Raw genomic sequence first — 26,660 nt, 5'->3', positions numbered from 1 at the left:
GGCATGGAATTTGCGTTTTATCTTTGCGGGCTGGTGGCGGTGCTGACGACGTTGCGCGTCATTACTCACACTAATCCGGTACATGCGTTGCTGTACCTGATCGTTTCGCTGTTATCGATCGCGGGCGTCTTCTTCTCTATGGGAGCCTATTTTGCCGGTGCGCTGGAGATCATCGTCTACGCCGGTGCCATTATGGTGTTGTTCGTCTTCGTGGTCATGATGCTGAACTTAGGCAAGCAGACCGAGAAGCAGGAGCGTGAGTGGCTCAGCCCGTCACTGTGGATTGGCCCGGGTATCGTCTCGTTGCTGCTGCTGGTCGTAATGGTCTACGCCATCCTGACCGCCAACGATCAGGGCATCGATGGCACCATCATCGACGCCAAAGCGGTCGGCATCAGCCTGTTTGGTCCTTACGTACTGGCGGTTGAACTGGCCTCAATGCTGCTGCTGGCGGGTCTGGTCGTGGCGTTCCATATCGGTCGTGAAGAGCGTCAGGGCGAAGTCCTGAGTAACCGTAATGCTGATGCCGCTCAGGTGAAAAAGGAGAACGCATGATCCCGTTACAACATGGATTGATTCTTGCTGCCGTGCTGTTTGTCCTTGGACTGACGTCGCTGGTAATACGCCGCAATCTGCTGTTTATGCTGATCGGCCTTGAAATCATGATCAACGCCGCCGCCTTAGCCCTGGTGGTTGCCGGGAGCTATTGGGGTCAGGCCGATGGACAGGTGATGTATATCCTGGCGATCAGCCTGGCGGCAGCGGAAGCCAGTATTGGTCTGGCACTGCTGCTTCAGCTCTATCGTCGTCGTCAGACGCTGAACATTGATACTGTGAGCGAGATGCGCGGATGAATCTTCTCTATTTAACTGTCTTGTTTCCGCTGATCGGCTTTCTGCTGTTAGCGTTTTCGCGCGGTCGCTGGTCAGAGAACCTGTCGGCCACGATTGGTATGGGATCGGTGGGTCTGGCGGCCCTGACCACGGCTATGGTCGGTTTTGACTTCTTCGCCAACGGCCAGCAAGCCTACACGCAGGCGCTCTGGACCTGGATGCATGTCGGCAACTTCGACATGAAGGTGAACCTGACGCTGGATGGCCTGTCGTTGACCATGCTGTCTGTCGTAACCGGTGTCGGTTTCTTCATTCACATGTTCGCCTCCTGGTACATGCGTGGAGAAGAGGGCTACTCCCGCTTCTTCGCCTATACCAACCTGTTTATCGCCAGCATGGTTGTTCTGGTGCTGGCCGATAACCTGATGCTGATGTATCTGGGCTGGGAAGGGGTAGGCCTCTGCTCTTATCTGCTGATCGGTTTCTACTACAGCAATCCGGAAAACGGCAAAGCGGCGATGAAAGCGTTCATCATTACCCGCGTGGGCGACGTCTTCCTGGCATTTGGTCTGTTCATCCTCTACAACGAGCTGGGCACGCTGAACTTCCGCGAGATGATGGAGCTGGCACCTGCGCACTTTGCCGCAGATAACCATATGCTGCAGTGGGCAACGCTGATGCTGCTGGGTGGCGCGGTCGGTAAATCGGCTCAGCTGCCGTTACAGACCTGGCTGGCAGATGCGATGGCCGGTCCGACACCGGTTTCGGCACTGATCCACGCCGCGACCATGGTGACAGCCGGTGTCTACCTGATTGCCCGTAGCCACGGTCTCTTCCTGCTGACGCCGGAAGTGCTGCATCTGGTCGGGATTATCGGGGCGATAACCCTGGTGCTGGCAGGCTTTGCCGCGCTGGTACAGACCGACATCAAACGTGTTCTCGCTTACTCCACCATGAGCCAGATTGGCTACATGTTCCTGGCGCTGGGTGTTCAGGCGTGGGATGCGGCGATTTTCCATCTGATGACGCACGCCTTCTTTAAAGCGTTGCTGTTCCTCTCTTCGGGTTCAGTGATTCTGGCCTGCCATCACGAGCAGAACATTTTCAAAATGGGCGGCCTGCGTAAGAGCATTCCGCTGGTCTACACCTGCTTCCTGGTGGGCGGCGCGGCGCTGGCGGCACTGCCGCTGATTACGGCGGGCTTCTACAGTAAAGATGAGATCCTGTTTGGCGCACTGGCTAATGGTCACATCAACCTGATGGTTGCGGGTCTGGTGGGGGCGTTCCTGACCTCTATCTATACCTTCCGTATGATCTTCATCGTGTTCCACGGCGAAGAGAAAATTCATGCGCACGCCGGTAAGGGTATTACCCATCATCTGCCGCTGATTGTGCTGCTGCTGCTCTCTACCTTTATTGGTGCGCTGATCACGCCGCCGCTGGCAGGGGTACTGCCAGCCAATGAGTTCGGTGAAGCGGGCAAAGTGGGACTTGAAATCACCTCGGGCGTCGTAGCGATTGTCGGCATTCTGATCGCTGCCGCGCTGTGGCTGGGCAAACGTGAGCTGGTTACCCGTATCGCAAACAGTGCACCAGGCCGTTTCTTCGGCACCTGGTGGTTTGCGGCCTGGGGCTTCGACTGGCTCTACGATAAAGTGTTCGTCAAACCTTATCTGGGTATTGCGTGGCTGCTGAAGCGCGACCCACTGAATGGCCTGATGAACCTGCCTGCGCTGCTGTCACGTATTGCCAACAAAGGCCTGGTAGTCAGTGAGAATGGCTACCTGCGCTGGTACGTTGCGTCAATGAGCGTGGGCGCCGTGCTGGTGCTGGCTCTGCTGCTGGTGATTTAAAGATTGATGAGCGGGGCAGGTTAGCTAATCTGCCCATTGAGAATGTCAAAAATTGTCCTGAGCAAGGGCGTTATCGTCGCGGCCAGTTTGGTTACCGCCAGCGCACAGCAACCGGAGCATACCGAGGTATGTGAGGATTGCGAGCACTGCCGGGAGCCAAAATGGCAAGTAAGATAGCCCGAACTAAGACAAAGAAAAGGGAAGTGTGCCGTGTTATTACCTTGGCTAATTATCATACCCTTCGTCGGTGGTCTGATCTGCTGGCTCACTGAGCGCCTTGGTGCGAAGGTGCCACGCTGGATCGCACTGATCACTATGGGGCTGACGTTGGCGCTTTCACTGCAACTCTGGTTGCAGGGAGGCTATTCACTGACGCAGGCAGCGGGCATTCCGCAGTGGCAGTCAAGTTTCTCCGTTCCGTGGATCCCACGCTTCGGCATCAGCTTCCATTTAGCCATTGATGGCCTGTCGCTGCTGATGGTGGTGCTGACCGGCTTGCTCGGTCTGATGGCGGTGCTCTGTTCCTGGAATGAGATTTCAAAGTATCAGGGCTTCTTCCACCTGAACCTGATGTGGATCCTGGGCGGCGTAATCGGTGTTTTCCTCTCCATCGACCTGTTCCTGTTCTTCTTCTTCTGGGAAATGATGCTGGTGCCGATGTACTTCCTCATCGCGCTCTGGGGTCATAAAGCATCGGACGGCAAAACCCGTATTTCCGCCGCGACCAAATTCTTCATCTACACCCAGGCTTCAGGTCTGGTGATGCTGATTGCGATTCTGGGCCTGGTGTTTGTCCACTACAACGCGACTGGCGTCTGGACATTCAACTACGAACAGCTGCTGCAGACCCCAATGTCGAGCGGTGTTGAATATCTGCTGATGCTGGGCTTCTTTATCGCCTTTGCGGTGAAGATGCCGGTGGTACCGTTGCACGGCTGGCTGCCGGATGCGCACAGTCAGGCACCAACGGCTGGTTCTGTCGACCTGGCGGGTATCCTGCTGAAAACCGCAGCTTACGGTTTACTGCGTTTCAGTCTGCCGCTGTTCCCGAATGCGTCAGCCGAGTTTGCGCCAATCGCCATGTGGTTAGGCATCATCGGTATCTTCTACGGTGCCTGGATGGCCTTCTCGCAGACTGATATCAAACGTCTGATTGCTTACACCTCGATTTCGCACATGGGCTTTGTGCTGATTGCCATCTATACCGGCAGCCAGCTGGCGCTGCAGGGCGCGGTGATTCAGATGATTGCGCACGGTCTCTCCGCTGCAGCACTCTTCATTCTGTGTGGTCAGCTGTATGAACGTCTGCATACTCGTGATATGCGTCAGATGGGTGGCCTGTGGTCGCGCATCAAATGGATTCCGGGTCTGTCGCTGTTCTTTGCTGTTGCCAACCTCGGTATGCCAGGCACCGGTAACTTCGTCGGCGAATTTATGATTCTGACCGGCAGCTTCCAGGTGGTGCCGATGATTATCATCATCGCGACCTTTGGTCTGGTGTTTGCCTCGATTTACTCGCTGGTGATGATGCAGCGCGCTTATTACGGCGAAGCGAAATCGAAAGATCCGCTGCCAGGCATGTCACCGCGTGAGTTTATGACCATCGGTGTTCTGGTGGTGCTGCTGGTGCTGCTGGGCGTCTATCCACAGCCGATTCTGGATACTTCGCACGCTGCCATGAGCAATATTCAGCAGTGGTTTACCGCTTCAATTTCAACTACAAGGCCGTAATTCGCCATGACAATAACTCCTCACCAATTGATTGCGTTGCTACCGCTGTTAATCGTCGGATTGACGGTGGTGGTTGTGATGCTGTCCATTGCCTGGCGACGCAACCACTTCGTTAACGCCACGCTAACGGTAGTTGGCCTGAACCTGGCGCTGCTCTCGCTCTACTTTGTCGGTCAGGTCGGGGCGATGGATGTCACGCCGCTGCTGCGCGTCGATGGCTATTCGATGTTCTATACCGCGCTGGTCATGCTGGCGAGTCTGGCGACCTGTACCTTTGCCTATCCATGGCTGGCGGGCTTCCCGGACAACAAAGATGAGTTCTACCTGCTGGTGCTGATTGCGGCACTTGGTGGCATCGTGCTGGCCAGTGCTAACCATCTGGCTTCGCTGTTCATCGGCATTGAACTGCTGTCGCTGCCGCTGTTTGGTCTGATTGGTTACGCCTTCCGCCAGAAACGTTCACTGGAAGCCGCACTGAAGTACACCATTCTTTCGGCGGCGGCCTCGTCGTTCCTGCTGTTTGGTATTGCGCTGATCTACGCCGACTCCGGTAACCTGAGCTTTGTGGCGCTGGGCCAGAGCCTGACTGACAGCATGATCCACGAGCCACTGCTGCTGGTGGGTCTGGGTATGATGATTATCGGTCTGGGCTTTAAGCTCTCACTGGTTCCGTTCCACCTCTGGACCCCCGATGTTTATCAGGGTGCGCCTGCGCCGGTTTCAACCTTCCTGGCCACCGCCAGCAAGATTGCTATCTTCGGTGTCATCATGCGTCTGTTTATGTATGCGCCGGTGACCGACAGCGAAGCGGTGCGCACAGTGCTGGCCATGATCGCCTTTGTGTCGATTCTGTTCGGTAACCTGATGGCGATTTCGCAGAGCAACATCAAGCGTCTGCTGGGTTACTCCTCTATCGCCCACCTCGGATATCTGCTGGTGGCACTGATTGCGGTGAAAGATCATCAGCTGTCGCTGGAAACGTCGGGCGTTTACCTGGCCGGTTATCTGTTCAGCAGCCTGGGTGCCTTTGGTGTTGTGAGTCTGATGTCCAGCCCATATCGTGGCCCGGATGCTGACTCGCTCTACTCCTACCGCGGTCTGTTCTGGCATCGACCTATTCTGTCAGCGGTGATGACGGTGATGATGCTGTCACTGGCGGGTATCCCGATGACGCTGGGCTTTATCGGTAAATTCTACGTTATCGCTTCAGGCGTCAGTGCGCACCTGTGGTGGCTGACCGGTGCTGTAGTCGCGGGTAGTGCGATTGGCCTCTACTACTATCTGCGCGTGACGGTGAGTCTCTACCTCAGCCCGCCGGAACTGCATACCCGTGATACCCCGGCTAACTGGGCATTTACGGCCGGTGGTGTGGTGGTACTGATCTCTGCCATTCTGGTGCTGCTGTTAGGGGTTTACCCGCAGCCGCTGATCAGACTGGTGCAGATGGCTCAGCCGCTGATGTAAGCGCGTTGCTGCGACTGACGAATCAGGCCTCCGGGCCTGATTTTTTTTGCCTGTAAAAGAGTGTCACCAGCAGGTGCTGGCGACACCGCGCTGATGTAGAGTGTGTGGTTTAAAGGAGAGACCATGGACATTAACTGGCAGGATAAACACCATAGCGAACTGACCCCCTCACAGCTCTATGCCCTGCTGGCGTTGCGAAGTGCCGTGTTTGTGGTGGAACAGCAGTGCGCTTACCTTGATGTGGATGGCAAAGATTTGCAGGCGGAAAACCGGCATCTGCTGGGAATGGCGGATGACCAGCTGGTGGCCTATGCGCGACTGCTCTCCCCGGAGGATGAGACCAGCCCGGTGAAAATCGGACGGGTGATTGTTTCAGATCGAGTTCGTGGTGCGCGGCTGGGGAATCGTCTGATGGAGCAGGCAATCAACAGTTGTCAGCAGCACTGGCCGGGCCGCGATCTGTTTCTCTCCGCGCAGGCGCATCTGGAAAGTTTCTATGGGCAGCATGGCTTTGTCGCGGTGGGGGAGAACTACCTGGAAGATGGGATCCCTCACGTCGATATGCTGAAGAACGCGCCATAAAAAAGGCGAGGCCTGAGCCTCGCCTTTTTTACATCAACCCACAGTCATCTGGCGGTCATCGACATATTTACGCTGATCCGGCGCAGGCGGGAAATATTGATAGAGCCAGGTTTCACTCAGCGTCTCATCTTTGCTGCGCAGGAACAGACGCATCTCTACCGGCTCGGTGGAATCGCTGTTCGGATACCAGTCAAACAGGATGCGATAGCCCTTAAGCGGATCGACATACAGAATCTCAACCTGCTTCACGCTGCCGGATGAAACGGTAATCACCGGCTCAATCCCTTTCGGCGCAGCAGCCTGCAGATCACCACCAATAAAATCAATGGCGAAGCGGCGGCACCAGGTTTCCGGGAAGTGTTCGCCAGGCGCCCAGCCTTCCGGGAAACCACCGATACCGGTACGGGTTGCATCCACGCGTGCCAGACCGCTACGCACCGGCGGCAGACCACTCCAGTAAAGCTTGTAGGAGAAGTTCAGCTCGCTGCCCGCTTTGACCGGCTCAGCCGGTTGCCAGAAGCAGACCACGTTATCCAGCGTTTCACCCGTGGTCGGGATCTCCATCAGGTTAATCGCGCCTTTGCCCCACTTACCGACCGGCTCAACCCACAGGCTGGGACGTTTGTCATACCAGCCAATCACATCCTGATAATCTTTGAAGTCGTGATTAAGCTGCAGCAGGCCAAATCCACGTGGATTCTCATCTTCATAGGCGTTGAACTGCAGACGCTGAGGATTATTCAGCGGACGGGCAATCCATTCACCTTTACCGGTCCACATCGCCAGGCGATCGGAGTCATGGATCTGCGGATGGTAAGTGTTACACATACGGCGTTCGTTGGTGCCGCAGCTGAACATACTGGTCATTGGCGAGATGCCAATCTGACGGATCTCTTTACGGGCAAACAGGTGGTTTTCCACCTCCATCACCACGCGTTTCTCTTCGCAATGGATGATGAATTTATAAGCACCGGTGACGCTGGCACCATCCAGCAGGGCGTAGCAGGTAAAGGTGGTATCTTCCGCTTTTGGCGTTTCAAACCAGAAGGCGGTGAAATCGGGAAACTCCTCCTGGCCATTGCTGAAGGTGTTGATCGCTACGCCACGCGCCGAGAGGCCGTACTGGAAAGTATCGTCAACGGCACGGAAGTAGCTTGCGCCAAGGAAGGAGACGATGTCGCGACGGGCCAGTTCCGGTTTTTTAAAGGCGCGGAAACCGGCGAAGCCGAGGTCAGTTTTGCCCTCCAGCTGCTTCGTATCAACTTTGGCGTCGTTGTAGTTGAACAATTCGGGACGGAAGTGAATTTCGCGCGCTTCGCGACTCTCGCCGTCAACAGAGAACATGCGGATGCGCCGCTTGAAGCCCATACCGACATGGAAGAACTGAACGTCCAGTTGACGATCGGGCAGGTTGTTCCAGAGTGAGTGGTTGGCGTCATACTGAATTTCGTTGTACGCCTGCGGGGTCAATGTGGCCAGCGTCTCCGGCAGCGCGCCCGGTGCTCCGCCCCAGGGTTTTTTCGCCAGTGCAGCCGCGTTTTTCTTCAATACGTCGAAATCGAAGCGTACGGCGGTTCCGTCAGCAATGCCATCTTCTGCCCATGCGGATTGCGCAAACAGCGTTGACAGGCCGGTCATGCCGCTGACGGCGGAGAAGGCCATTGACGCTTTCATAAACATTCTTCGATTCATGCCAGAGATTATTCCTTAGCTGTTCGAGGGTGTCGTGACTGTCGTGCAAAATGCACTTTCATGGCCCGATAATCACAGGCAACAGAGGGGTACGACAGTAGGGTTACTGGAAAATTCAGTCACGACAAAATTTATCAGATTAATCAAAGAAGCGAAGCGAAATTCCGCGGTTGCCGCTGCGTCTTACACTTCTTTGCGTAGCGAAACGGCGCACAGCCTGCACTGAGCAAGATTAACAGATGAAAAATCAGGTGATTCCTGGAGCAGGAAATCAGCAGAGCGCCAGATTATGACTATAGTTAATGAACTGCTTTGCAATTCACACGGAGGAAACGATGGTAAATCAGACAAATCAATTCGAAACGGGCCTCGATGACGATATTGCGTTACTGACTGAAACGCTGGAAGAAGTTCTTAAGGCATCAGGTGATCCGGCCGATCAGAAGTACATTGAGCTTAAGAGCAAAGCCGAACAGGCGCTGAACGATGTGAAATCCCGTGTCAGCCAGGCGTCCGATAGCTACTACTATCGCGCTAAACAAGCGGCTTACCGTGCAGACGACTACGTGCACGAAAAACCGTGGCAGGGTGTCGGTATCGGTGCAACAGCCGGTCTGGTACTTGGTCTGCTGCTGGCGCGTCGTTAATCGCGATTCGCTGACCCAGTTGTAGCAGACAACTGTACTAAAAAAGCGGCGGGGTAATCCCGCCGTTTTTATTGGTTTTTAACTCCCTGAACACCTTCACCTCCCTTGTTCCTGCTTCACTCTCGCTATCTTTATGCGCAACGTGCCTGAGACGCAATGGTCACAATCCCTGGTGATGCCGATTGTGTCTGGCGGGAGGAGTTCGTACAGTAAAGCAAACGTGAAAAGGAGAACTCAACGTGATTAGAGTAGAGATGCTGTCGACCGGGGATGAGGTGCTGCATGGCCAAATCGTCGATACCAACGCAGCCTGGCTGGCGGATATGTTGTTCCAGCAAGGGTTGCCTATGACCAGCCGTACCACGGTAGGAGATTCACTCGAATCGCTAATCGCCACGCTACAGGCGCGCAGCCATGAGGCAGATGTGCTGATTGTGAATGGCGGTCTGGGGCCGACCAGTGACGATCTCAGTGCGCTGGCAGCCGCCAGAGCCTGTGGCGTTGAGCTTGAGGTGCAGCAGGAGTGGCTGGAACAGATGGAAGCCTGGTTCGCCAGCCGGGGACGCGTGATGGCGGCCAGCAATCGCAAGCAGGCGGAAATCCCGGCCAATGCGGAGCTGATTGATAATCCGGTCGGTACCGCCTGTGGCTTTGCCCTGCAACTCAATCGCTGCTGGATGTTCTTCACGCCTGGTGTGCCGTCTGAATTTAAAGTGATGGTGGAGCAGCAGATCATACCCCGTCTGAAAGCGAAATTTTCGCCGCCCGAGCCACCGATTTGTCTGCGGCTGACCACCTTTGGTCGCGGTGAAAGCGATATTGCCGCCGAACTGGAGCCGCTGGCGCTGCCTGAAGGCGTGGTCATGGGATATCGCTCGTCCATGCCGATCATTGAGATCAAGCTCACCGGCCCGGCCAGTCAGCGGGTGGCGATGGAGCAGGTGTGGCAGCAGGTGCGTCTGCAACTGGCGGAGTGCACCATTTTCGAAGGCACCGAAGGCTTACCGGCGCTGCTGGCACGTGAGCTGGAGCAGCGCGGTGAGCAGCTGGCAATCAGTGAGCAATACACCGCCGGACTGCTCTACTGGCAGTTGGCTGGCGCCAGCGTGCCGCTGCGTGGGGCTGACATCCTGCCATCCCGGCAGGAGACGCTGGAGCAGCAGGTGATCCGCACCCGCGAACTTGCTGCACAGCAGCAGGCCGCGCTGGCGCTCTCTGTTGGCAGCCTGGAGCAGGAAGAGATTTCGGTGGCGCTGCATACGCCGGATGGCAGCTTTGGTCAGCGCGTGAAGTTCAGTACTGGTCGCCATAATCTGGAGACGCGGCAGAAGGTGGTGGCGATGATGGCGATGAATATGCTGCGCCGCTGGTTACACGGCAGCGAAGTGAGCACCGGTCACGGCTGGATTGATGTGGTTGAAACTGTCAGACAGTAATATCAGTGAAAATAAAACGGGCGCCTGAGGCGCCCGTCTTGTATGTGACTGCGAATTAATCCCATACAGCGTCATTCTCGCAGCAATAAATTAGCTCAAAGCGCAGGGAACACGGGCAGAGGAGGAAAGCGTCCCGCGCCTGGGACAAAAACGCCGGGAGCGTTTTTGAACAACGCAACGCGTTGGCCCGGCTACGGGCGCACCTCAGGGATGAGGTGCGTAATCGCGCGGGCCGAGCTGTCAGGGATGACGCTTTTTGCGTCTTTCCGATCTGACCGTGTTCCCTAAGCTGACTCGATCTCACAGCAAATCAAGCCAGACTTATTCCACCTCAGTTATAACTCCAGCTCAATCTCGCCTTTGGCTTTGCAGCAGCAGGGCAGGATCTCATCCTGCTGCACAAAGGCCAGCGGCCGCTGTGGGTAATGCACTTCGCCTTTCAGCAGCCGCATCCGGCAGGAGCCGCAATAACCTTCGCGGCACTGAAACTCCACGCAGAGATTGTTGGCTTCCAGCAGCGTCAGCAGATTGGTATGTTCGTCTGTGCATTCCAGCCGGGTGCCGGAACTGCGCAGAATAACAACGTCGCGGCTCATAATTAAAGCTGGAAGTCGTCGAAGTCGTTAGCGCCTACTTCAGAATCGATCTGACCCACCAGATAGGAGCTCACTTCCACTTCCTGTGGCGCAACCTGAACGTTGTCAGAGACCAGCCAGGAGTTAATCCATGGGATTGGGTTTGAGCGCGTCTGGAACGGCAAATCAAGGCCAACAGCCTGCATACGGATATTGGTGATGTACTCAATGTACTGGCAGAGAATATCTTTGTTCAGGCCGATCATTGAGCCGCCGCTGAACAGATATTCTGCCCACTCTTTCTCCTGCAGCGCTGCTTTCTTAAACAGCTCGAAGCACTCTTCACGGCACTCTGCCGCAATCTCTTTCATCTCCGGATCGTCTTCACCGCTGCGCAGCAGGTTCAGCATGTGCTGAGTGCCGGTCAGGTGCAGCGCTTCATCGCGGGCAATCAGCTTGATGATTTTGGCATTGCCTTCCATCAGCTCGCGCTCAGCGAACGCGAATGAACAGGCGAAGCTGACATAGAAACGGATCGCTTCCAGCGCATTGACGCTCATCAGGCAGATATAGAGCTGCTTCTTCAGGGCGCGCAGGCTGACGACAACCGGTTTGCCATTGACCTGATGCGTGCCTTCACCCAGCTGATGCCAGTAGTTGGTCATCTCAATCAGATCGTCGTAATAGCGTGAGATATCCTGAGCACGCGCCAGAATCTGCTCATTGGTGACGATATCGTCAAACACCACTGCCGGATCGTTAACGATATTACGGATGATGTGGGTGTAAGAACGGGAGTGAATCGTCTCTGAGAACGCCCAGGTTTCAATCCAGGTTTCCAGTTCAGGAATCGAGATCAGCGGCAGCAGCGCGACGTTCGGGCTGCGGCCCTGAATCGAATCCAGCAGCGTCTGATATTTCAGGTTGCTGATAAAGATATGTTTTTCGTGGTCCGGCAGCGCCTGGTAATCGATGCGATCGCGTGAAACGTCGACCTCTTCCGGACGCCAGAAGAAGGAGAGCTGCTTTTCGATCAGCTTTTCAAAGATGTCATATTTTTGCTGGTCGAAGCGCGCCACGTTTACGGACTGACCGAAAAACATCGGCTCTTTCAGCTGATCATTTTTGTTCTGTGAGAAAGTGGAGTAAGCCATAAAAGTTGTCCAAAAGTAGACGAAGCCAGGCCTCGTGAAATGAATGAGGCGGGAGATTCTCCCGCCTGACCATTAGATCTTACAGGCGCCGCTCTCGCAGCCATCATCCTGGATAGAAGGTGCCAGGTCATCCTGCGCATCTTCAGCACCGTCACGGGTGTTTTGATAGTAGAGCGTTTTCACGCCGAACTTATACGCCGTCAGCAGATCTTTCAGCAGCTGTTTCATCGGCACTTTACCGTTGGTGAAGCGCGACGGATCGTAGTTGGTGTTGGACGAAATCGCCTGGTCGATGAATTTCTGCATCAGACCCACCAGTTGCAGGTAGCCGTCGTTGTTCGGCATTTCCCACAGCAGTTCGTACTGATCTTTCAGACGCTCATACTCCGGCACGACCTGACGCAGGATGCCATCTTTCGACGCTTTGATGCTGATGTGGCCGCGTGGAGGCTCAATACCATTGGTGGCATTGGAGATCTGCGACGAGGTTTCAGACGGCATCAGCGCAGACAGGGTCGAGTTGCGCAGGCCGTGCGTTTTAATCTCTTCACGCAGGCTTTCCCAGTCGAGATGCAGCGGTTCGTTGCTGATCGCGTCCAGATCTTTCTTGTAGGTGTCGATAGGCAGAATGCCCTGTGCATAGGTGGTTTCATTGAACCACGGGCAGGCACCTTGCTCTTTCGCCAGCTCGTTTGAGGCTTTCAGCAGGTAATACTGAATCGCTTCAAAGGTCTTGTGCGTCAGGCCATTGGCGCTGCCATCGGAGTAGCGCACACCATGCTTCGCCAGATAATAGGCGTAGTTGATGACGCCGATACCCAGAGTACGACGACCCATCGCGCCACGCTGGGCAGCCGGGATCGGGTAGTCCTGATAGTCGAGCAGCGCATCAAGCGCACGTACTGCCAGGGTAGCCAGCTCTTCCAGATCGTCGAGGCTTTCGATGGCGCCGAGGTTGAACGCAGAGAGCGTACACAGGGCAATCTCACCGTTTTCGTCGTTAACATCTTCCAGCGGTTTGGTCGGCAGGGCGATTTCCAGGCAGAGGTTAGACTGGCGAACCGGCGCGATGCTCGGGTCAAACGGGCTGTGGGTGTTGCAGTGATCGACGTTCTGAATGTAGATACGGCCAGTAGAGGCGCGTTCCTGCATCATCAGTGAGAAGAGATCGACCGCTTTAACACGCTGCTTGCGGATGCTCTGATCCTGCTCATATTTGGTATAGAGGCGCTCAAACTCATCCTGATTGGCGAAGAATGCGTCATACAGGCCAGGCACGTCAGACGGGCTGAACAGGGTGATATCTTCGCCTTTCAGCAGGCGCTGATACATCAGCTTGTTGAGCTGTACACCATAGTCCATGTGACGCACGCGGTTGCCTTCAACACCACGGTTGTTCTTCAGCACCAGCAGGCTTTCGATTTCCAGATGCCACATCGGGTAGAACAGGGTGGCTGCGCCGCCACGAACGCCGCCCTGAGAACAGGACTTCACCGCGGTCTGGAAATGCTTGTAGAACGGGATACAGCCGGTATGGAACGCTTCACCGCCGCGAATCGGGCTGCCCAGCGCACGGATACGACCGGCGTTGATACCGATGCCGGCACGCTGAGAGACATATTTCACAATCGCGCTGGAGGTGGCGTTGATGGAGTCCAGGCTGTCGCCGCACTCGATCAGCACACAGGAGCTGAACTGACGTGTTGGGGTGCGTACGCCAGACATGATTGGCGTCGGCAGGGAGATTTTAAACGTCGAGATCGCATCATAGAAACGCTTGATGTAATCCATACGCGTGTCGCGCGGGTAGCCGGAGAAGAGGCAGGCGGCGACCAGAATGTAGAGGAACTGCGCGCTTTCGTAGATTTCACCCGAAACGCGGTTCTGCACCAGATATTTGCCTTCCAGCTGCTTCACAGCGGCATAGGAGAAGTTCATGTCACGCCAGTGGTCGAGGAACTCGTCCATCTGCGCAAACTCTTCCTGGCTGTAATCTTCCAGCAGGTGACGATCATATTTGCCCATGTCGACCATCTTAACGACCTGGTCATAGAGCTTTGGCGGCTCAAACTGACCATACGCTTTTTTGCGCAGGTGGAAGATCGCCAGGCGGGCAGCCAGGTACTGATAGTCAGGGGCATCGCGGGAGATGAGGTCTGCTGCGGCCTTGATGATGGTCTCATGAATGTCAGAGGTTCTGATGCCATCATAGAACTGAATGTGAGAGCGCAGCTCAACCTGTGAAACTGAGACGTTGTTCAGCCCTTCAGCTGCCCAGTCCAGCACACGGTGAATTTTGTCGAGATCAATGCGCTCCTGGCGGCCATCGCGTTTAGTAACGAGCAGACTCTGGTTCATGTCGCGTTTTTACCTTTGCGTGAGTATCCAAAAATTAAAAGAAATCCCGGTTTATACACAGCCTATTCATTGTGAATAATGTGTGGATAAACACTACATCTAGGGGGTGATGGGAAAAGCCATAACTACATGGGGGCATATTTTAGTATTTTACGGCCGCTTAACAAGAGCAAAAAATGATGGCTGGAGGGGTTGTAATTCTTGCGAAATTTCTTAGCCCACGCCTTGTAAGGCCTGGCATCATGTCAACCAGATCACACTTTTTTTTCTTATTATGATCGGGCGCGTGTTTCTTATTCAATCCTCAGGATTCAGCAGGAAAAGGGATGAAAAATGGCTAAAAGCCGCTAGCGGGTTGCTGGTCAGCAGAGAATCGGATGCGGTAACGCTGAAGAGGATGGAGCCGGGATGATGTAACCTATTGGCAGACATCAGAATGCCTCTGGCGCGGTGAGTGCTGTGACCGGCACAGGGAGAACGGGCGCAGAAGAGGAGATGCCCGCCCTGATTCAGGCGGGCGGGTCACTCAGACGGCGCGGTGGGTGTGCACCATATAATTCACGTCAGTACCGGGAGCCAGTTTGAAGCGGTTGGTCACCGGGTTGTAATGCAGGCCAATGATGTGGCGTTCACGCAGGGCCGTTTCATCGACCCAGCCCAGCAGTTCGGAAGGACGGATAAATTTCTTCACGTCGTGGGTGCCGCGCGGCAGCATGCGCAACACATATTCCGCACCAAATATCGCCAGCAGCCAGGCTTTTGGATTGCGGTTCAGCGTAGAGAAAAAGACTTCGCCGCCGGGTTTGACCAGCTTCGCACAGGCGTGAACCACTGAGCGCGGATCCGGCACGTGCTCCAGCATCTCCATGCAGGTCACCACATCATATTTTCCGGCGTGCTGCTCCGCATGCTCTTCAACGGTCTGCTGCACGTAGTCCAGCGTCACTCCGCTCTCCAGGGCATGCAGGCGCGCCACGGCCAGCGGTTCCGCGCCCATGTCCAGACCCGTGACCACGGCGCCTTCGCGCGCCATGCTTTCGGCTAAGATGCCGCCGCCGCATCCGACGTCGAGCACGGTTTTACCGAACAAGCCGTTGCTATGCTGCGCGATATAGCCCAGGCGCAGCGGGTTAATGCGGTGCAACGGTTTAAATTCACCCTCCAGATCCCACCAGCGCGAGGCAACGGCCTCAAACTTGGCAATTTCCTGCGCATCGACGTTCTGCTGATGATTCTGCGGTTGTGCATTCATTGAATCGTAACTCCTGACAAAATGTGCCCACAGTATAAACGCTTAACCGCAGATGGCACACCTTTCAGGCGCAAGGAAAAGCGGGTGAAATCGGTGGTTAGCGTTCACCAGAGCATTGCAGTGTGATATACTTTCGCACCTTTAAAATCCGGGATTAAGTAGAGGGATAGCGGCTCCATGAGCGACCTTGCGAGAGAAATTACACCGGTCAATATCGAAGAAGAATTAAAAAATTCTTACCTCGGTTACGCCATGTCGGTCATCGTTGGCCGAGCTTTACCCGATGTGCGTGATGGCCTGAAGCCGGTTCATCGTCGCGTACTTTTTGCGATGAGTGTACTGGGTAACGACTGGAACAAACCCTATAAAAAATCTGCCCGCGTCGTCGGTGACGTTATCGGTAAATATCACCCGCATGGTGATTCCGCCGTTTACGACACCATTGTACGTATGGCCCAGCCTTTCTCCCTGCGTTACATGCTGGTGGACGGACAAGGCAACTTCGGTTCCATCGACGGCGACTCCGCCGCGGCGATGCGTTATACCGAAATTCGCATGTCGAAAATCGCCCACGACCTGTTAGCTGACCTGGAAAAAGATACCGTCGATTTCGTACCGAACTACGACGGCACTGAGCAGATCCCTGAAGTTCTGCCGACCAAAATCCCTAACCTGCTGGTGAACGGCTCTTCCGGTATCGCCGTAGGTATGGCAACCAACATTCCGCCGCATAACCTGCGTGAAGTGATTAACGGCTGTCTGGCTTACATTGAAAATGAAGACATCAGCATTGAAGAGCTGATGGAGCACATTCCGGGGCCTGATTTCCCGACCGCCGCTATCATCAATGGTCGCCGTGGCATCGAAGAAGCGTACCGCACCGGACGCGGTAAAATTTATATTCGTGCGCGTGGCGAAGTGGAAGCCGATGCTAAAACGGGCCGCGAGACCATCATCATTCATGAGCTGCCGTATCAGGTTAACAAGGCACGCCTGATTGAGAAGATTGCGGAGCTGGTGAAAGAGAAGCGTGTCGAAGGCATCAGCGCACTGCGCGATGAGTCTGATAAAGACGGCATGCGTATCGTGATTGAGATCAAGCGCGATGCGGTCGGCGAAGTCGTGCTGAATAATCTCTATTCACTGACCCAGTTGCAGACCTCGTTTGGTATCAACATGGTCGCTCTGCATCAGGGTCAGCCGAAGATCATGGCGCTGAAGGAGATTCTGGACGCCTTTGTTCGCCATCGTCGTGAAGTTGTGACGCGTCGTACTATCTTTGAACTGCGTAAAGCACGCGATCGTGCGCATATCCTGGAAGGTCTGGCGATTGCGCTGGCGAATATCGATCCTATCATCGAGCTGATTCGTCGTGCACCAAACCCGGCAGAAGCGAAAGCGGGTCTGATTGCGCAGTCGTGGGATCTCGGTAACGTGTCAGCGATGCTGGAGCGTGCCGGTGATGACGCCGCGCGTCCGGAATGGCTGGATCCACAATATGGCATCCGTGATGGTCAATACTATCTGACCGAGCAGCAGGCTCAGGCAATTCTGGATCTGCGTCTGCAGAAACTGACCGGCCTAGAGCACGAGAAGCTGCTGGATGAGTATAAAGCGCTGCTGGAGCAGATCGCTGAGCTGCTGCGCATTCTGTCGAACGCGGACCGTCTGATGGAAGTGATCCGCGAAGAGCTGGAGCTGATGCGTGATCAGTTCGGTGATGAGCGTCGCACAGAGATTACCGCCAACACGGCTGACATTAATATCGAAGACCTGATCAATCAGGAAGATGTTGTGGTGACATTGTCGCATCAGGGCTATGTGAAGTATCAGCCGCTGACCGACTATGAAGCGCAGCGTCGTGGTGGTAAGGGCAAGTCAGCCGCACGTATCAAAGAAGAGGATTTCATTGATCGTCTGCTGGTCGCCAATACGCATGACACGATTCTTTGCTTCTCCAGCCGTGGCCGTCTCTACTGGATGAAGGTTTATCAGCTGCCGGAAGCAAGCCGTGGCGCACGTGGACGTCCAATCGTCAACCTGCTGCCGCTGGAAGCCAACGAGCGTATTACGGCGATTCTGCCGGTACGTGAGTATACCGAAGGCTTTAATATCTTTATGGCGACCGCGCTCGGTACCGTGAAGAAGACCGCACTGAAAGAGTTCAGCCGTCCACGCAGCGCGGGCATTATTGCCGTGAATCTGCGTGACGACGATGAGCTGATCGGTGTGGCGCTGACCAACGGTAACGATGAAGCGATGCTGTTCTCAGCGGCCGGTAAAGTGGTGCGCTTTGCAGAAACCGCAGTCCGTGCGATGGGTCGTACCGCCTCTGGCGTACGCGGCATCAGGCTGGCTGAAGGCGATCGCGTTGTGTCATTGATTGTGCCGCGTGAAGAGGGTGCAATTATGACCGTGACGCAGAATGGTTACGGCAAGCGTACGGCCAACAGCGAATACCCGACCAAGTCGCGTGCGACTCAGGGTGTTATTTCAATCAAAGTGACCGAACGTAATGGTCCGGTGATTGGCGCCGTTCAGGTCGTTGATGGCGATCAGATTATGATGATCACCGATGCCGGTACGCTGGTGCGTACCCGCGTTTCAGAAGTCAGCGTCGTGGGTCGTAATACCCAGGGTGTGATTCTGATTCGTACCGCAGAGGATGAGAACGTCGTGGGTCTGCAGCGTGTTGCCGAGCCGGTTGAAGAAGAAGAGCTGGATTCAATCGACGGTAGCGTGGCGGAAGGCGAGGAAGATATCGCGCCGGAAGCAGAGAACGACGATGAAGAGATTGCGCCGGAAGCGGATGCAGAAGACGAAGACGACGCGGCTGAAGACGAAGAGTAATTTGTCTGGCGTGAGCTGAGGTTCGTTGCAGAAACGGCAGGTCAGGGGAAACCCGGCCTGCCGTTTTTTTTTGTGTGATGGGGAAGGAGCAGGGAGCTTAGGGCTGGTGGCTGGGAGCTGGGTGCTGATGGCTGTGAGTCGGGAGCTGCCGAAAGGCCTGCTATGCCCGATCGCAAAGGATTCCCGCATCCATGCGGATCGGCCACGCCATCGCGGGCCAGACGCTTTGCTCTTCGGGCACAGCAGGCCTTTCTTGTTGGGGTTATGGTGTCGCTTTAAGGAGATGTGTGCGTGCATTTGTTTGAGGGGGAGAGACGGCGACTTCTTCTTAAGATAAAGATGTTGCTTTGGCTGTCTTAAAAGATTCCCAAACCGCCCGCTAAGCCTGCGGCTGGCTGGCTTTTTACGCCCGATAAAGCTAGTGTATGGGCATTAAAAATCGATGATGCGACTAACCTTGCCAACTGCGAGTTACCTTTGAAATATCCTGTCTCTTTCCGCACTACGCTTCGCATCTCGCGCTATCTTTTCCGCGCGCTGGCGCTGCTAATCTGGACGCTGGGTGCCGTTCTTACTGCGTTTTACATTATCAGCGTGCTGCACAATAAAGAGACGCAGGTTCGGCAGGAGTTTGCCAGCAACTACGGCACGATACAGTGGTATGTGCGCCATTCGGCGGACATGATGCGTGAGCTGAAATATATCACCGAGAACCGCTTAACCAACGCCAGCAGCGGTCTGGATGTGCTGACCGGTATGATGCCAGGCAAAACATCTCAGCCGCAGTTTACGCCCCTGTTTTCGGATGGCGACTGTACCTCGATGAGCAATACCTGGCGCAACTCGCTCGATTCACTCAGTTACTACATCAATTACTGGAAAAGTAACTTCGCCTCATCGTATGAGCTGAATCGGGTGTTCTTTATCGGTGGCGAGAGTCAGTGTCTGGCCGACTTCACGATTGGCAGCAGCAATGCTGACCGGGAACGCAGCCTGAAATCGCTGCGTGAGAATGTGCTGCGCTATCGCAACAGCAGCGAAGAAGATCGCCGCAATCCGATGTACTGGATTAACAGCAGTGCTCAGCCAGGCGTCGGAACCTTCTTTATGGTGGTGCCCGTCTACGTTGCTAATAAGTTACAGGCGCTGCTTGGCGTCGAACAGAATATCCGTCTGGATGAGTTTATTCAGCCGGGCAGCCTGCCGATTATCGCCTCCATTACCGATGAAAATTATCGTCCACTGCTAAATTCGCGGCGCGGCGGGCTGGGCTTCTCGCTCGATAGTCTTCCTGATGATAAAACCTGGTTCGGATACCTGAATGGTTATCGTCAGCTGGTTCTGAAAAAGCCGCTGCCGCCTTCCGATCTTAACGTGGTGTGGTCGATATCTACCGACGTGATGGTGGATCAGCTCAAGCTGATGATCATTAATGCGCTGCTGCTCAATATTTTCAGCGCTGTCATTCTGTTTACCCTCGCCTGGCTGTTTGAGCGCCGGATGTTCCTGCCGGCGGAGGAGAACGCGCACCGGCTGGAAGAGCATGAGCAGTTTAACCGTAAGATTGTCGCCTCTGCGCCGGTCGGGATCTGTATTTTACGCACCAGCGACGGCACCAATATTCTGAGTAACGAGCTGGCGCACAATTATCTGACGTTGCTGACGCAGGAAGATCGCCTGCGGCTGAATGAGATTATTGGCGGGCAGCAGGTCAACTTTGTCGATGTGCTCACCGGCAGTAATACCAACCTGCAAATCAGCTTTGTGCATTCGCGCTATCGTAATGAGAACGTGGCGATTTGTGTGCTGGTCGATGTCTCGGCGCGCGTGCGGATGGAGCAGTCGCTGCAGGAGATGGCCCACGCGGCAGAGCAGGCGAGCCAGTCAAAATCGATGTTCCTTGCCACGGTCAGTCACGAACTGCGCACGCCGCTTTATGGCATTATTGGTAATCTCGATCTGCTGCAGACCAAAGAGCTGCCCAGCGGTATCGACTCGCTGGTGACGGCGATGAACAACTCCTCCAGCCTGCTGCTGAAAATCATCAGCGATATTCTCGACTTCTCAAAAATCGAGTCAGAGCAGCTGAAAATTGAGCCGCGTCCGTTTGCACCTCGTGAAATCGTGACCCACATCGTCGGCAACTATCTGTCGCTGGTGGTGAAGAAGCGGCTTACGCTCTACTGCTTTATTGAGCATGACGTTCCGCAGGTGCTGGACGGCGATCCGCTGCGTCTGCAGCAGGTGATCTCTAACCTGCTGAATAACGCGATTAAGTTCACGCATACGGGCTGTATTATCCTCCACGCTTACGTTGCGCAGGGCTATCTGGCATTCCGCGTCCGTGATACTGGCGTCGGCATTCCGGCGAAAGAGCTGCCACGCCTGTTTGATCCTTTCTTCCAGGTGGGAAATGGCGTGCAGCGTAATTTCCAGGGCACCGGGCTGGGACTGGCGATCTGTGAAAAGCTGATCAATATGATGGATGGCGACATTGAGGTCGACTCAGAGCCAGGCATGGGCAGCCAGTTTATTGTGCGTATTCCAATCTACAAAGGGCAGAAGCCGTCACTGATGCTGCTGGAGGATTTACAGGATAAGAAAATCTGGCTGGCGATGCGCAACGAGTACCTCGCGGAATTTATCACGCGTCAGATTCAGCAGCAGGGCATTCAGGTCGCAGAATATAACGGTAAGCCCGGCCACGACGATGTGGTGATGACCGATTACGAACTGGATATTGATGTTCCGCTGCGGGCGCTGGTCACTTTCGATGGATCGCATGTGGATATGCCGCGTGAACGTCAGCCCGGCCGCTGGATCCACTCTACCGCCACGCTGCACGAGGTTCCGGCGCTGCTGGCGCGCATCTATCGGATCGCACTCGGCAACGACGCCGCAGATGCGCTGTTGCTGGCCGCGCCGGTAGAAGAGAAAGTGCATAACGATGACATCATGGTGCTGATTGTCGATGACCATCCGATTAACCGCATGCTGCTGTCGGAACAGCTCGGCACGCTGGGCTATCAGGTGAAGACTGCGCAGGATGGCGTTGATGCACTTAATGTACTGAGTCGTAATGAGATTGATATCGTACTCACCGACGTGAACATGCCGAATATGGATGGTTATCGCCTGACGCAGCGGTTGCGTCAGCTGGGCCATCTCTTCCCGGTGGTTGGCGTGACGGCGAATGCGCTGGCGGAAGAGAAACAGCGTTGCATGGATGCGGGCATGGATAACTGCCTGTCGAAACCGGTGACGTTAGATGTGCTGAAAGTGACGCTGGCAATCTATGCTGATCGGGTACGTAAAACGCGGATGGGATAGGGCAGGAAAGGGCAGAGGCGAGGCGATGCAGGCTGCACCGCCTCAGGAAGTAACTTAGTCTCTTTCGACCTGAGTCTGGCTGACAGACGACAGGTAGTTCAGCAGTGCGATATCGTTATCCACGCCCAGTTTCATCATCGCTGATTTCTTCTGGCTACTGATGGTTTTGATACTGCGGTTCAGCTTCTTGGCAATCTCGGTGACCAGGAAACCTTCTGCAAACAGACGCAGCACTTCGCTCTCTTTCGGTGACAGGCGTTTGTCGCCATAACCACCCGCGCTGATTTTCTCCAGCAGTTTCGCAACGCTTTCCGGCGTATATTTCTTGCCTTTCTGCAGTGCAGCCAGTGCCTTTGGCAAATCGGTAGGCGCGCCCTGTTTCAGTACAATCCCTTCGATATCGAGATCAAGCACTGAACTCAGAATCGCCGGGTTATTGTTCATGGTCAGAACAATAATCGAGAGATCCGGGTAGTGGCGTTTAATATATTTAATCAGCGTAATACCATCGCCATACTTCTCACCTGGCATAGAGAGGTCGGTGATCAGGACGTTGGCGTCAAGCTTGGACAGATTATTGATCAGTGCTGTTGAGTCTTCGAACTCACCTACAACGTTAACCCATTCAATTTGTTCCAGAGATTTTCGGATACCGAAAAGGACAATTGGATGGTCATCGGCAATAATTACGTTTAAGTTATTCATCTTATTGGTTACCTTGCTGCAGCAGTTGATTGACGTAAGCGTCAATATCACTGGTGGTATTTGTAATGTTTGAATCGTCACACGCTTTAATGTGGTGTTCTAACTCTTCACAAAGCTGTTTGCCGGGAGTCAGATTGAGCATGGCAAACACGCCCTTTAGGCGATGCGCTGTCTGAGCAAGCGAGGCGTAGTCCTTTTCCGCCGACTCAGTATACAGCCTCTTCACATCAACCGGTACTGTCTCCGTAAACAGCTGGAAATAGCCGCCGCTCATCAATGGCGTGGCCGCGTCGTCTTCCGTGTCGTTATCCATCACATCATGCGACAGTTGCTTCTCTATCAGTGCCAGCAATGCATCCAGCAGCGCATTACTGAGATTGAAATTGACCCGATACTGCTGGTCGTTCAGTGCATGGTGCCCCAGTTCATCTTCCGCCAGCAGCAGTGCCCAGCCGCTAAGCTTTGATGGATCGTCGGTCACCAGCACATCGTGATCCTGACCGGAAATGCGCTCGTCGGGTGTCAGACAACGCGCTCCCCAGTTTTCCAGATGGCGGCAGACAATTTTATGCACGTCCTCCACGGTGATCTCCACCAGCGCGGTAACGCCATCCAGAATTTTTTCCTCTTCTTCTTCGCGCTTCTGCTCCAGCACCAGCGGCAACTGCATGTTGTAGCGCGTGCCGATATCCGCTTTTGCCACGATATCCAGGCTGCCACCCATCTGCTTGCAGAGCTGCTTACAGAGGAAGAACGCCATGCCAGAAGCCTGTCCGTAGCGATCCTGACTGGTATCACCCAGGAACGGGAAGTCGACATTGGCCAGTTCATCCACCGTCAGGCCCGCACCGGTATCCACCAGTTCGATAATCAATCTATCGGCCTGCTTGTCCGCAGCCTTAACTTCCAGGGTGATTTTCCCCCAGCGGGTGGTGGTCAGGGCGTAGTGCATCAGCGTGGTCAGCACCTTACGCAGGGCGCGACGGTCGCCAAAGCGCGTCTCATCATTAGCCAGGTGATTATTCACCACCAGCGACAGCCCTTTGCGGCGCATCAGCGGCAGGCTTTCCAGTGCGATCTCATCCAGCAGTTCCTGCAGGTTAAAGACGGTCGCATCGGGTGACCAGTCGTGCGCCTCAAGCCGGTTCAGCAGCACAATATCATCCACCAGCCGCGCCAGCCCCTGACTCTCATCGAGCAGGTCCAGCACGGTCTCATCGGCATCACGCTGGCTGAGCTGTACCAGCTGCGTCACCATCTTCTCCAGGGGTTGATTCAGCGCATGGCCCAGATTGTGCAGCAGCTGCTGTCGCATCTGATGGTTACGATCCAGCACCTGCTGCGCTTTTTGCAGCTTCTTATTCACCAGCAGCTCGCGATCCTGGTCACGCATCATAAACAGCTGGGTATGCGGCGACAGCACGCTGCGGGCGTGGCGAATCTCATACACTTCGTTATTGATGGTGGCCTGCAGCACGCCCTGATGCTGGTCGGACATATTAATGATCTTCTGCAGATTGAGGTGAGGCAAAAGATGTTCAGCAATCTTATTGCTCAGCAGGGTGCGGTTGCTGGCAAAGTCATACACCAGCAGACCGACCGGCAGACTGGCCACAATCTCTTCATTCAATACCCGCAGCGAATCGAGTTCAGCGCTCTGGTTTTCGCTGGGACGCAGCGACTGCTGGCGCAGCAGCACGATACCCGCCAGTGAAAGCAGGAACAGCAGCAGGTTGATCAGCAGCGGCCAGAGCAGATTGTGCAGGGTGTCGATAATCAGACGGCCAATCGGCACCTGATAAACCAGCTGCAGCGAGGTGCTGGGCAGAGTGGCCGTAATCTCGATATTGGGATTAACCAGTGAGATGCGGGTATTTTCCACCTCCTGCTGTTCACTGCTGCTGGCAGGCATTGAGCTGTCCTGACGCAGCTGGAAATTTTCCAGCGGCATGTTCTGCGGAACAATATCGTTAACCGGCAGATCAAAGGCGACCACCGTGGCCAGATGGCCTGGCTGGTTAAAGGTGGTACGCAGCGTGAAATAGTGATCGTTCTGGAAGGCGAGGTGGCGCAGCGGTGAGAAACTCTCGCGCTCATCGAGCGCATTCGCCTGCTGCAACATCTCAGCACGACGGCCATCAACCATTGAACTGATGGCACTCTCTTTATAACGCGTCGCCATATCTTTCAGCGGCAGGGTCGAGATCATAATCAGGCTATTGTCCTGACCATTTAAAAAGTACATCGACCAGGTGGGATTTTCTGCGCCCCACAGCGTGTCGAGATAGTTCGACATCCGCATGGTCATATCCAGCGTGCTGCTGTCATGTGAGCCGAAAATCAGCGCTTCCGTTTTACGCCGGGTTTTTTCCAGGTAGTAGACGTCGGGACGCAGTCGCGTCTCCTGCAGGTTACTGCCGGGTGTTGCACCTGCCGCACTGGTAGAGAGGTTTTCATAGATCTGCCAGGTGGCAAAGCGATAGGCATCAATGCGCTTCTGAACGTCACGAGCCAGATCGTCCATGGCATAGCGCTTCCCGGTCAGCCAGGCATTCACCGAGTTATGCACCATAAAGCCCAGCGCCAGCAGGAGCACCAGATTGAAAACCACAAAAAAGCGGGTGACGTTGCCGGAGGTCAGTGGAAACTTATACAACATAGCGTGTCAGGTACCTGAATTATTGCGCAACTTTTCGCGCACTGGCGGCTACCGCTAACAGCAACAGGGCGATCGCTAAAAATGCGCCGCTGAGGCTGATCCATTGCGAAATGAATCCGATTAAAGCCGGACCTGAGAGAATACCCGCATATCCCAGCGTTGTCATGGCAGAAATCGCCAGGTTCGCAGGCATATCCTGTTGATTCCCGGCAGCATTGAACAACATCGGCACCGTGTTAGATAAACCAAAGCCGACCAGCAGGAAAGCCAGCAGGGCGATCTCCGGCCACGGCAGCCAGACGGCCAGACTCATGCCCGCGGCGGCGGTCAGCGCGCCGGTCAGCATCACCGGGTAGCGACCAAAACGCTGGATGATCTTATCGCCGCTAAAACGGCCCAGCGTCATCGCCACGGAAAACACCGCATAGCCCAGTCCGGCCCAGGCGGGTGACATCTCCGGGTTCTGCAGCAACAGCAGCGCGCCCCAGTCCAGCACGGCCCCTTCCGCCAGGAACAGAATAAAGCAGAGCAGGCCAAGAAACGCGACCCAGCCGCGTGGGATCACCAGCCAGGGTTGATCGGGCTGATGCAGGCGTTCATTCATTAAGACCGGCAGTCGCCACAGCAACAGCAATAACATCACTGCCATCACCACCAGCGTGGCGGCCAGGGGTGTAAAAGACTGGCTCAGCAACAGGCTGACCGTGCCCGCACCCAGAATCCCGCCAAGACTGAAGAAGCCATGGAAGCCGGACATCATCGGTTTATCCGCCGCCTGCTCAACCTGAACCGCCTGATAATTCATCGCCACATCCAGCATGCCCAGCCCGGCGCCAAACAGCATCAGCGCAGCCGCCATAACCAGATGAGAATCAGCCGTGGCCAGTAGCGGCATCATCATCAGCACTAACAGGGTAGAGAAGCACATCACCCGACGGCAGCCAAACCGCGCCACCAGTGTGCCGGTCACCGGCATCGCGGTCAGCGAACCAATACCCAGACAGAGCAGTAACGCGCCCAGTGATGCGCCGCTGAGCTGCAGACGATCGCGGGCAAACGGCACCAGCGGAGCCCAGGCTGACATTCCTAAGCCATTGATCAAAAAGATGGTGCGCGTGCCCCAGTTCAGGCGGCTCTGATGTTTGTTTTGTTGTGCAGCGTCCAGTGCGGTCATAGGTCAGATTCATCAATGGTAAAGCGGAAAAGTGTAGCACTGGCCGTGAGTCAGTGGTCGTTGCGCCTCTTATCAGGAAGGGGATTGCAACATGGCATAAATGACAAAACCGGGAGTTTACCGACTTTTGTCGCGCTGCGAATTTTTTCCAGAACTTTCCTGGCATGACCACCGCCCCGCAGAATGACTTAACTCAAATTTCACTGTCGTTTTTCAACGACTTGCTGCTGAAAAATCGGATCAGGTCCACTGATAAATGATGGCTGAATCGCTTAATGAACAAATTTTTTTTACAGCCCTGATGTTCCGGTAGTGGTGGTTTTTTAACCTTTCCGCATCATTTCCGGAAACAGTCAGCAATAAAT

18 protein-coding genes are annotated in these 26,660 nt (G+C 54.9%); 10 read left to right on the top strand and 8 right to left on the bottom strand.

The annotated features are described in order from the left end of the window. Positions 1-3 precede the first annotated feature (3 nt). The 6 genes from nuoJ to LC417_RS16175 all read left to right on the top strand — a co-directional run bounded on the left by nuoJ (position 4) and on the right by LC417_RS16175 (position 6,463). Entirely contained in the window at positions 4-555 is a 552-nt protein-coding gene (nuoJ, locus tag LC417_RS16200) for an NADH-quinone oxidoreductase subunit J (RefSeq protein WP_010258075.1), read from the top strand. Further along, complete coding sequence (gene nuoK / locus LC417_RS16195; protein WP_003854236.1) at positions 552-854, top strand: NADH-quinone oxidoreductase subunit NuoK; 303 nt, start codon at positions 552-554, stop codon at positions 852-854. Before nuoJ ends, nuoK begins: the two co-directional genes overlap by 4 nt. Continuing rightward, on the top strand, positions 851-2,686 hold the full coding sequence (gene nuoL / locus LC417_RS16190) for an NADH-quinone oxidoreductase subunit L (RefSeq protein ID WP_010258078.1): 1,836 nt from the start codon (positions 851-853) through the stop codon (positions 2,684-2,686). Before nuoK ends, nuoL begins: the two co-directional genes overlap by 4 nt. Before the next feature lie 210 nt (positions 2,687-2,896). Further along, positions 2,897-4,417, top strand: coding sequence for an NADH-quinone oxidoreductase subunit M (gene nuoM / locus LC417_RS16185; RefSeq protein ID WP_010258081.1), 1,521 nt, complete (start codon positions 2,897-2,899; stop codon positions 4,415-4,417). A 6-nt stretch (positions 4,418-4,423) separates the two neighbouring features. Then, on the top strand, positions 4,424-5,881 hold the full coding sequence (nuoN, locus tag LC417_RS16180; RefSeq protein ID WP_010258083.1) for an NADH-quinone oxidoreductase subunit NuoN: 1,458 nt from the start codon (positions 4,424-4,426) through the stop codon (positions 5,879-5,881). A 123-nt stretch (positions 5,882-6,004) separates the two neighbouring features. After that, positions 6,005-6,463 (top strand): GNAT family N-acetyltransferase, encoded by a 459-nt coding sequence (locus LC417_RS16175; protein WP_010258085.1) that lies wholly within the window; start codon positions 6,005-6,007, stop codon positions 6,461-6,463. 33 nt (positions 6,464-6,496) lie between these two features. Here the strand turns inward: LC417_RS16175 and LC417_RS16170 are convergent, their stop codons facing one another. Continuing rightward, positions 6,497-8,155: a glucan biosynthesis protein D gene (locus LC417_RS16170; RefSeq protein WP_029519710.1), complete on the bottom strand. Its 1,659-nt coding sequence runs from the start codon at positions 8,153-8,155 to the stop codon at positions 6,497-6,499. 335 nt (positions 8,156-8,490) lie between these two features. Here LC417_RS16170 and elaB point away from each other — a divergent pair, with 335 nt between their 5' ends. Further along, on the top strand, positions 8,491-8,802 hold the full coding sequence (gene elaB / locus LC417_RS16165) for a stress response protein ElaB (RefSeq protein WP_010258091.1): 312 nt from the start codon (positions 8,491-8,493) through the stop codon (positions 8,800-8,802). Between the two features lie 239 nt (positions 8,803-9,041). Continuing rightward, on the top strand, positions 9,042-10,238 hold the full coding sequence (locus tag LC417_RS16160; RefSeq protein WP_010671458.1) for a nicotinamide mononucleotide deamidase-related protein YfaY: 1,197 nt from the start codon (positions 9,042-9,044) through the stop codon (positions 10,236-10,238). A gap of 335 nt (positions 10,239-10,573) precedes the next feature. Here LC417_RS16160 and yfaE read toward each other — a convergent pair whose 3' ends face one another. From yfaE to ubiG, 4 genes are all read right to left on the bottom strand, one after another. Then, on the bottom strand, positions 10,574-10,834 hold the full coding sequence (yfaE, locus tag LC417_RS16155; protein WP_010258095.1) for a class I ribonucleotide reductase maintenance protein YfaE: 261 nt from the start codon (positions 10,832-10,834) through the stop codon (positions 10,574-10,576). Positions 10,835-10,836: 2 nt separating this feature from the next. After that, positions 10,837-11,967, bottom strand: a complete 1,131-nt coding sequence (gene nrdB, locus LC417_RS16150) for a class Ia ribonucleoside-diphosphate reductase subunit beta (RefSeq protein WP_010258096.1) — start codon at positions 11,965-11,967, stop codon at positions 10,837-10,839. A gap of 72 nt (positions 11,968-12,039) precedes the next feature. Next, positions 12,040-14,325: a class 1a ribonucleoside-diphosphate reductase subunit alpha gene (nrdA, locus tag LC417_RS16145; RefSeq protein WP_010258098.1), complete on the bottom strand. Its 2,286-nt coding sequence runs from the start codon at positions 14,323-14,325 to the stop codon at positions 12,040-12,042. 526 nt (positions 14,326-14,851) lie between these two features. Further along, positions 14,852-15,577, bottom strand: a complete 726-nt coding sequence (gene ubiG / locus LC417_RS16140; protein ID WP_010671459.1) for a bifunctional 2-polyprenyl-6-hydroxyphenol methylase/3-demethylubiquinol 3-O-methyltransferase UbiG — start codon at positions 15,575-15,577, stop codon at positions 14,852-14,854. Between the two features lie 177 nt (positions 15,578-15,754). On the opposite strand from ubiG, the gene gyrA reads away from it, so the two are divergent. Both gyrA and rcsC read left to right on the top strand, forming a co-directional pair. Then, the gene (gyrA, locus tag LC417_RS16135; RefSeq protein ID WP_022625068.1) at positions 15,755-18,427 is read left to right on the top strand and encodes a DNA topoisomerase (ATP-hydrolyzing) subunit A; all 2,673 of its coding nucleotides are present in this window, start codon (positions 15,755-15,757) and stop codon (positions 18,425-18,427) included. Between the two features lie 477 nt (positions 18,428-18,904). After that, positions 18,905-21,757: a two-component system sensor histidine kinase RcsC gene (gene rcsC / locus LC417_RS16130; protein WP_022625067.1), complete on the top strand. Its 2,853-nt coding sequence runs from the start codon at positions 18,905-18,907 to the stop codon at positions 21,755-21,757. A gap of 54 nt (positions 21,758-21,811) precedes the next feature. Here rcsC and rcsB read toward each other — a convergent pair whose 3' ends face one another. Genes rcsB through LC417_RS16115 form a run of 3 tightly spaced genes read right to left on the bottom strand, consistent with a single transcriptional unit; the run spans position 21,812 to position 26,295 of the window. Further along, positions 21,812-22,462, bottom strand: coding sequence for a response regulator transcription factor RcsB (gene rcsB / locus LC417_RS16125; protein ID WP_009089068.1), 651 nt, complete (start codon positions 22,460-22,462; stop codon positions 21,812-21,814). 1 nt (position 22,463) lies between these two features. Further along, a complete protein-coding gene (gene rcsD / locus LC417_RS16120) occupies positions 22,464-25,121 on the bottom strand; it encodes a phosphotransferase RcsD (RefSeq protein ID WP_010248389.1) in 2,658 nt (885 codons plus the stop codon). 19 nt (positions 25,122-25,140) lie between these two features. Further along, positions 25,141-26,295 carry an MFS transporter gene (locus LC417_RS16115; RefSeq protein WP_050680391.1) on the bottom strand — a complete coding sequence of 385 codons (1,155 nt, stop codon included), beginning with the start codon at positions 26,293-26,295 and terminating at the stop codon, positions 25,141-25,143. Positions 26,296-26,660: the final 365 nt, after the last annotated feature.

This window comes from Pantoea sp. OVA07A (assembly GCF_019969975.1).
GTDB lineage: Bacteria > Pseudomonadota > Gammaproteobacteria > Enterobacterales > Enterobacteriaceae > Pantoea > Pantoea agglomerans.
The sequence above is the reverse complement of the archived record's forward strand: the minus strand, read 5'-3'. Positions and strand labels throughout refer to the sequence as shown.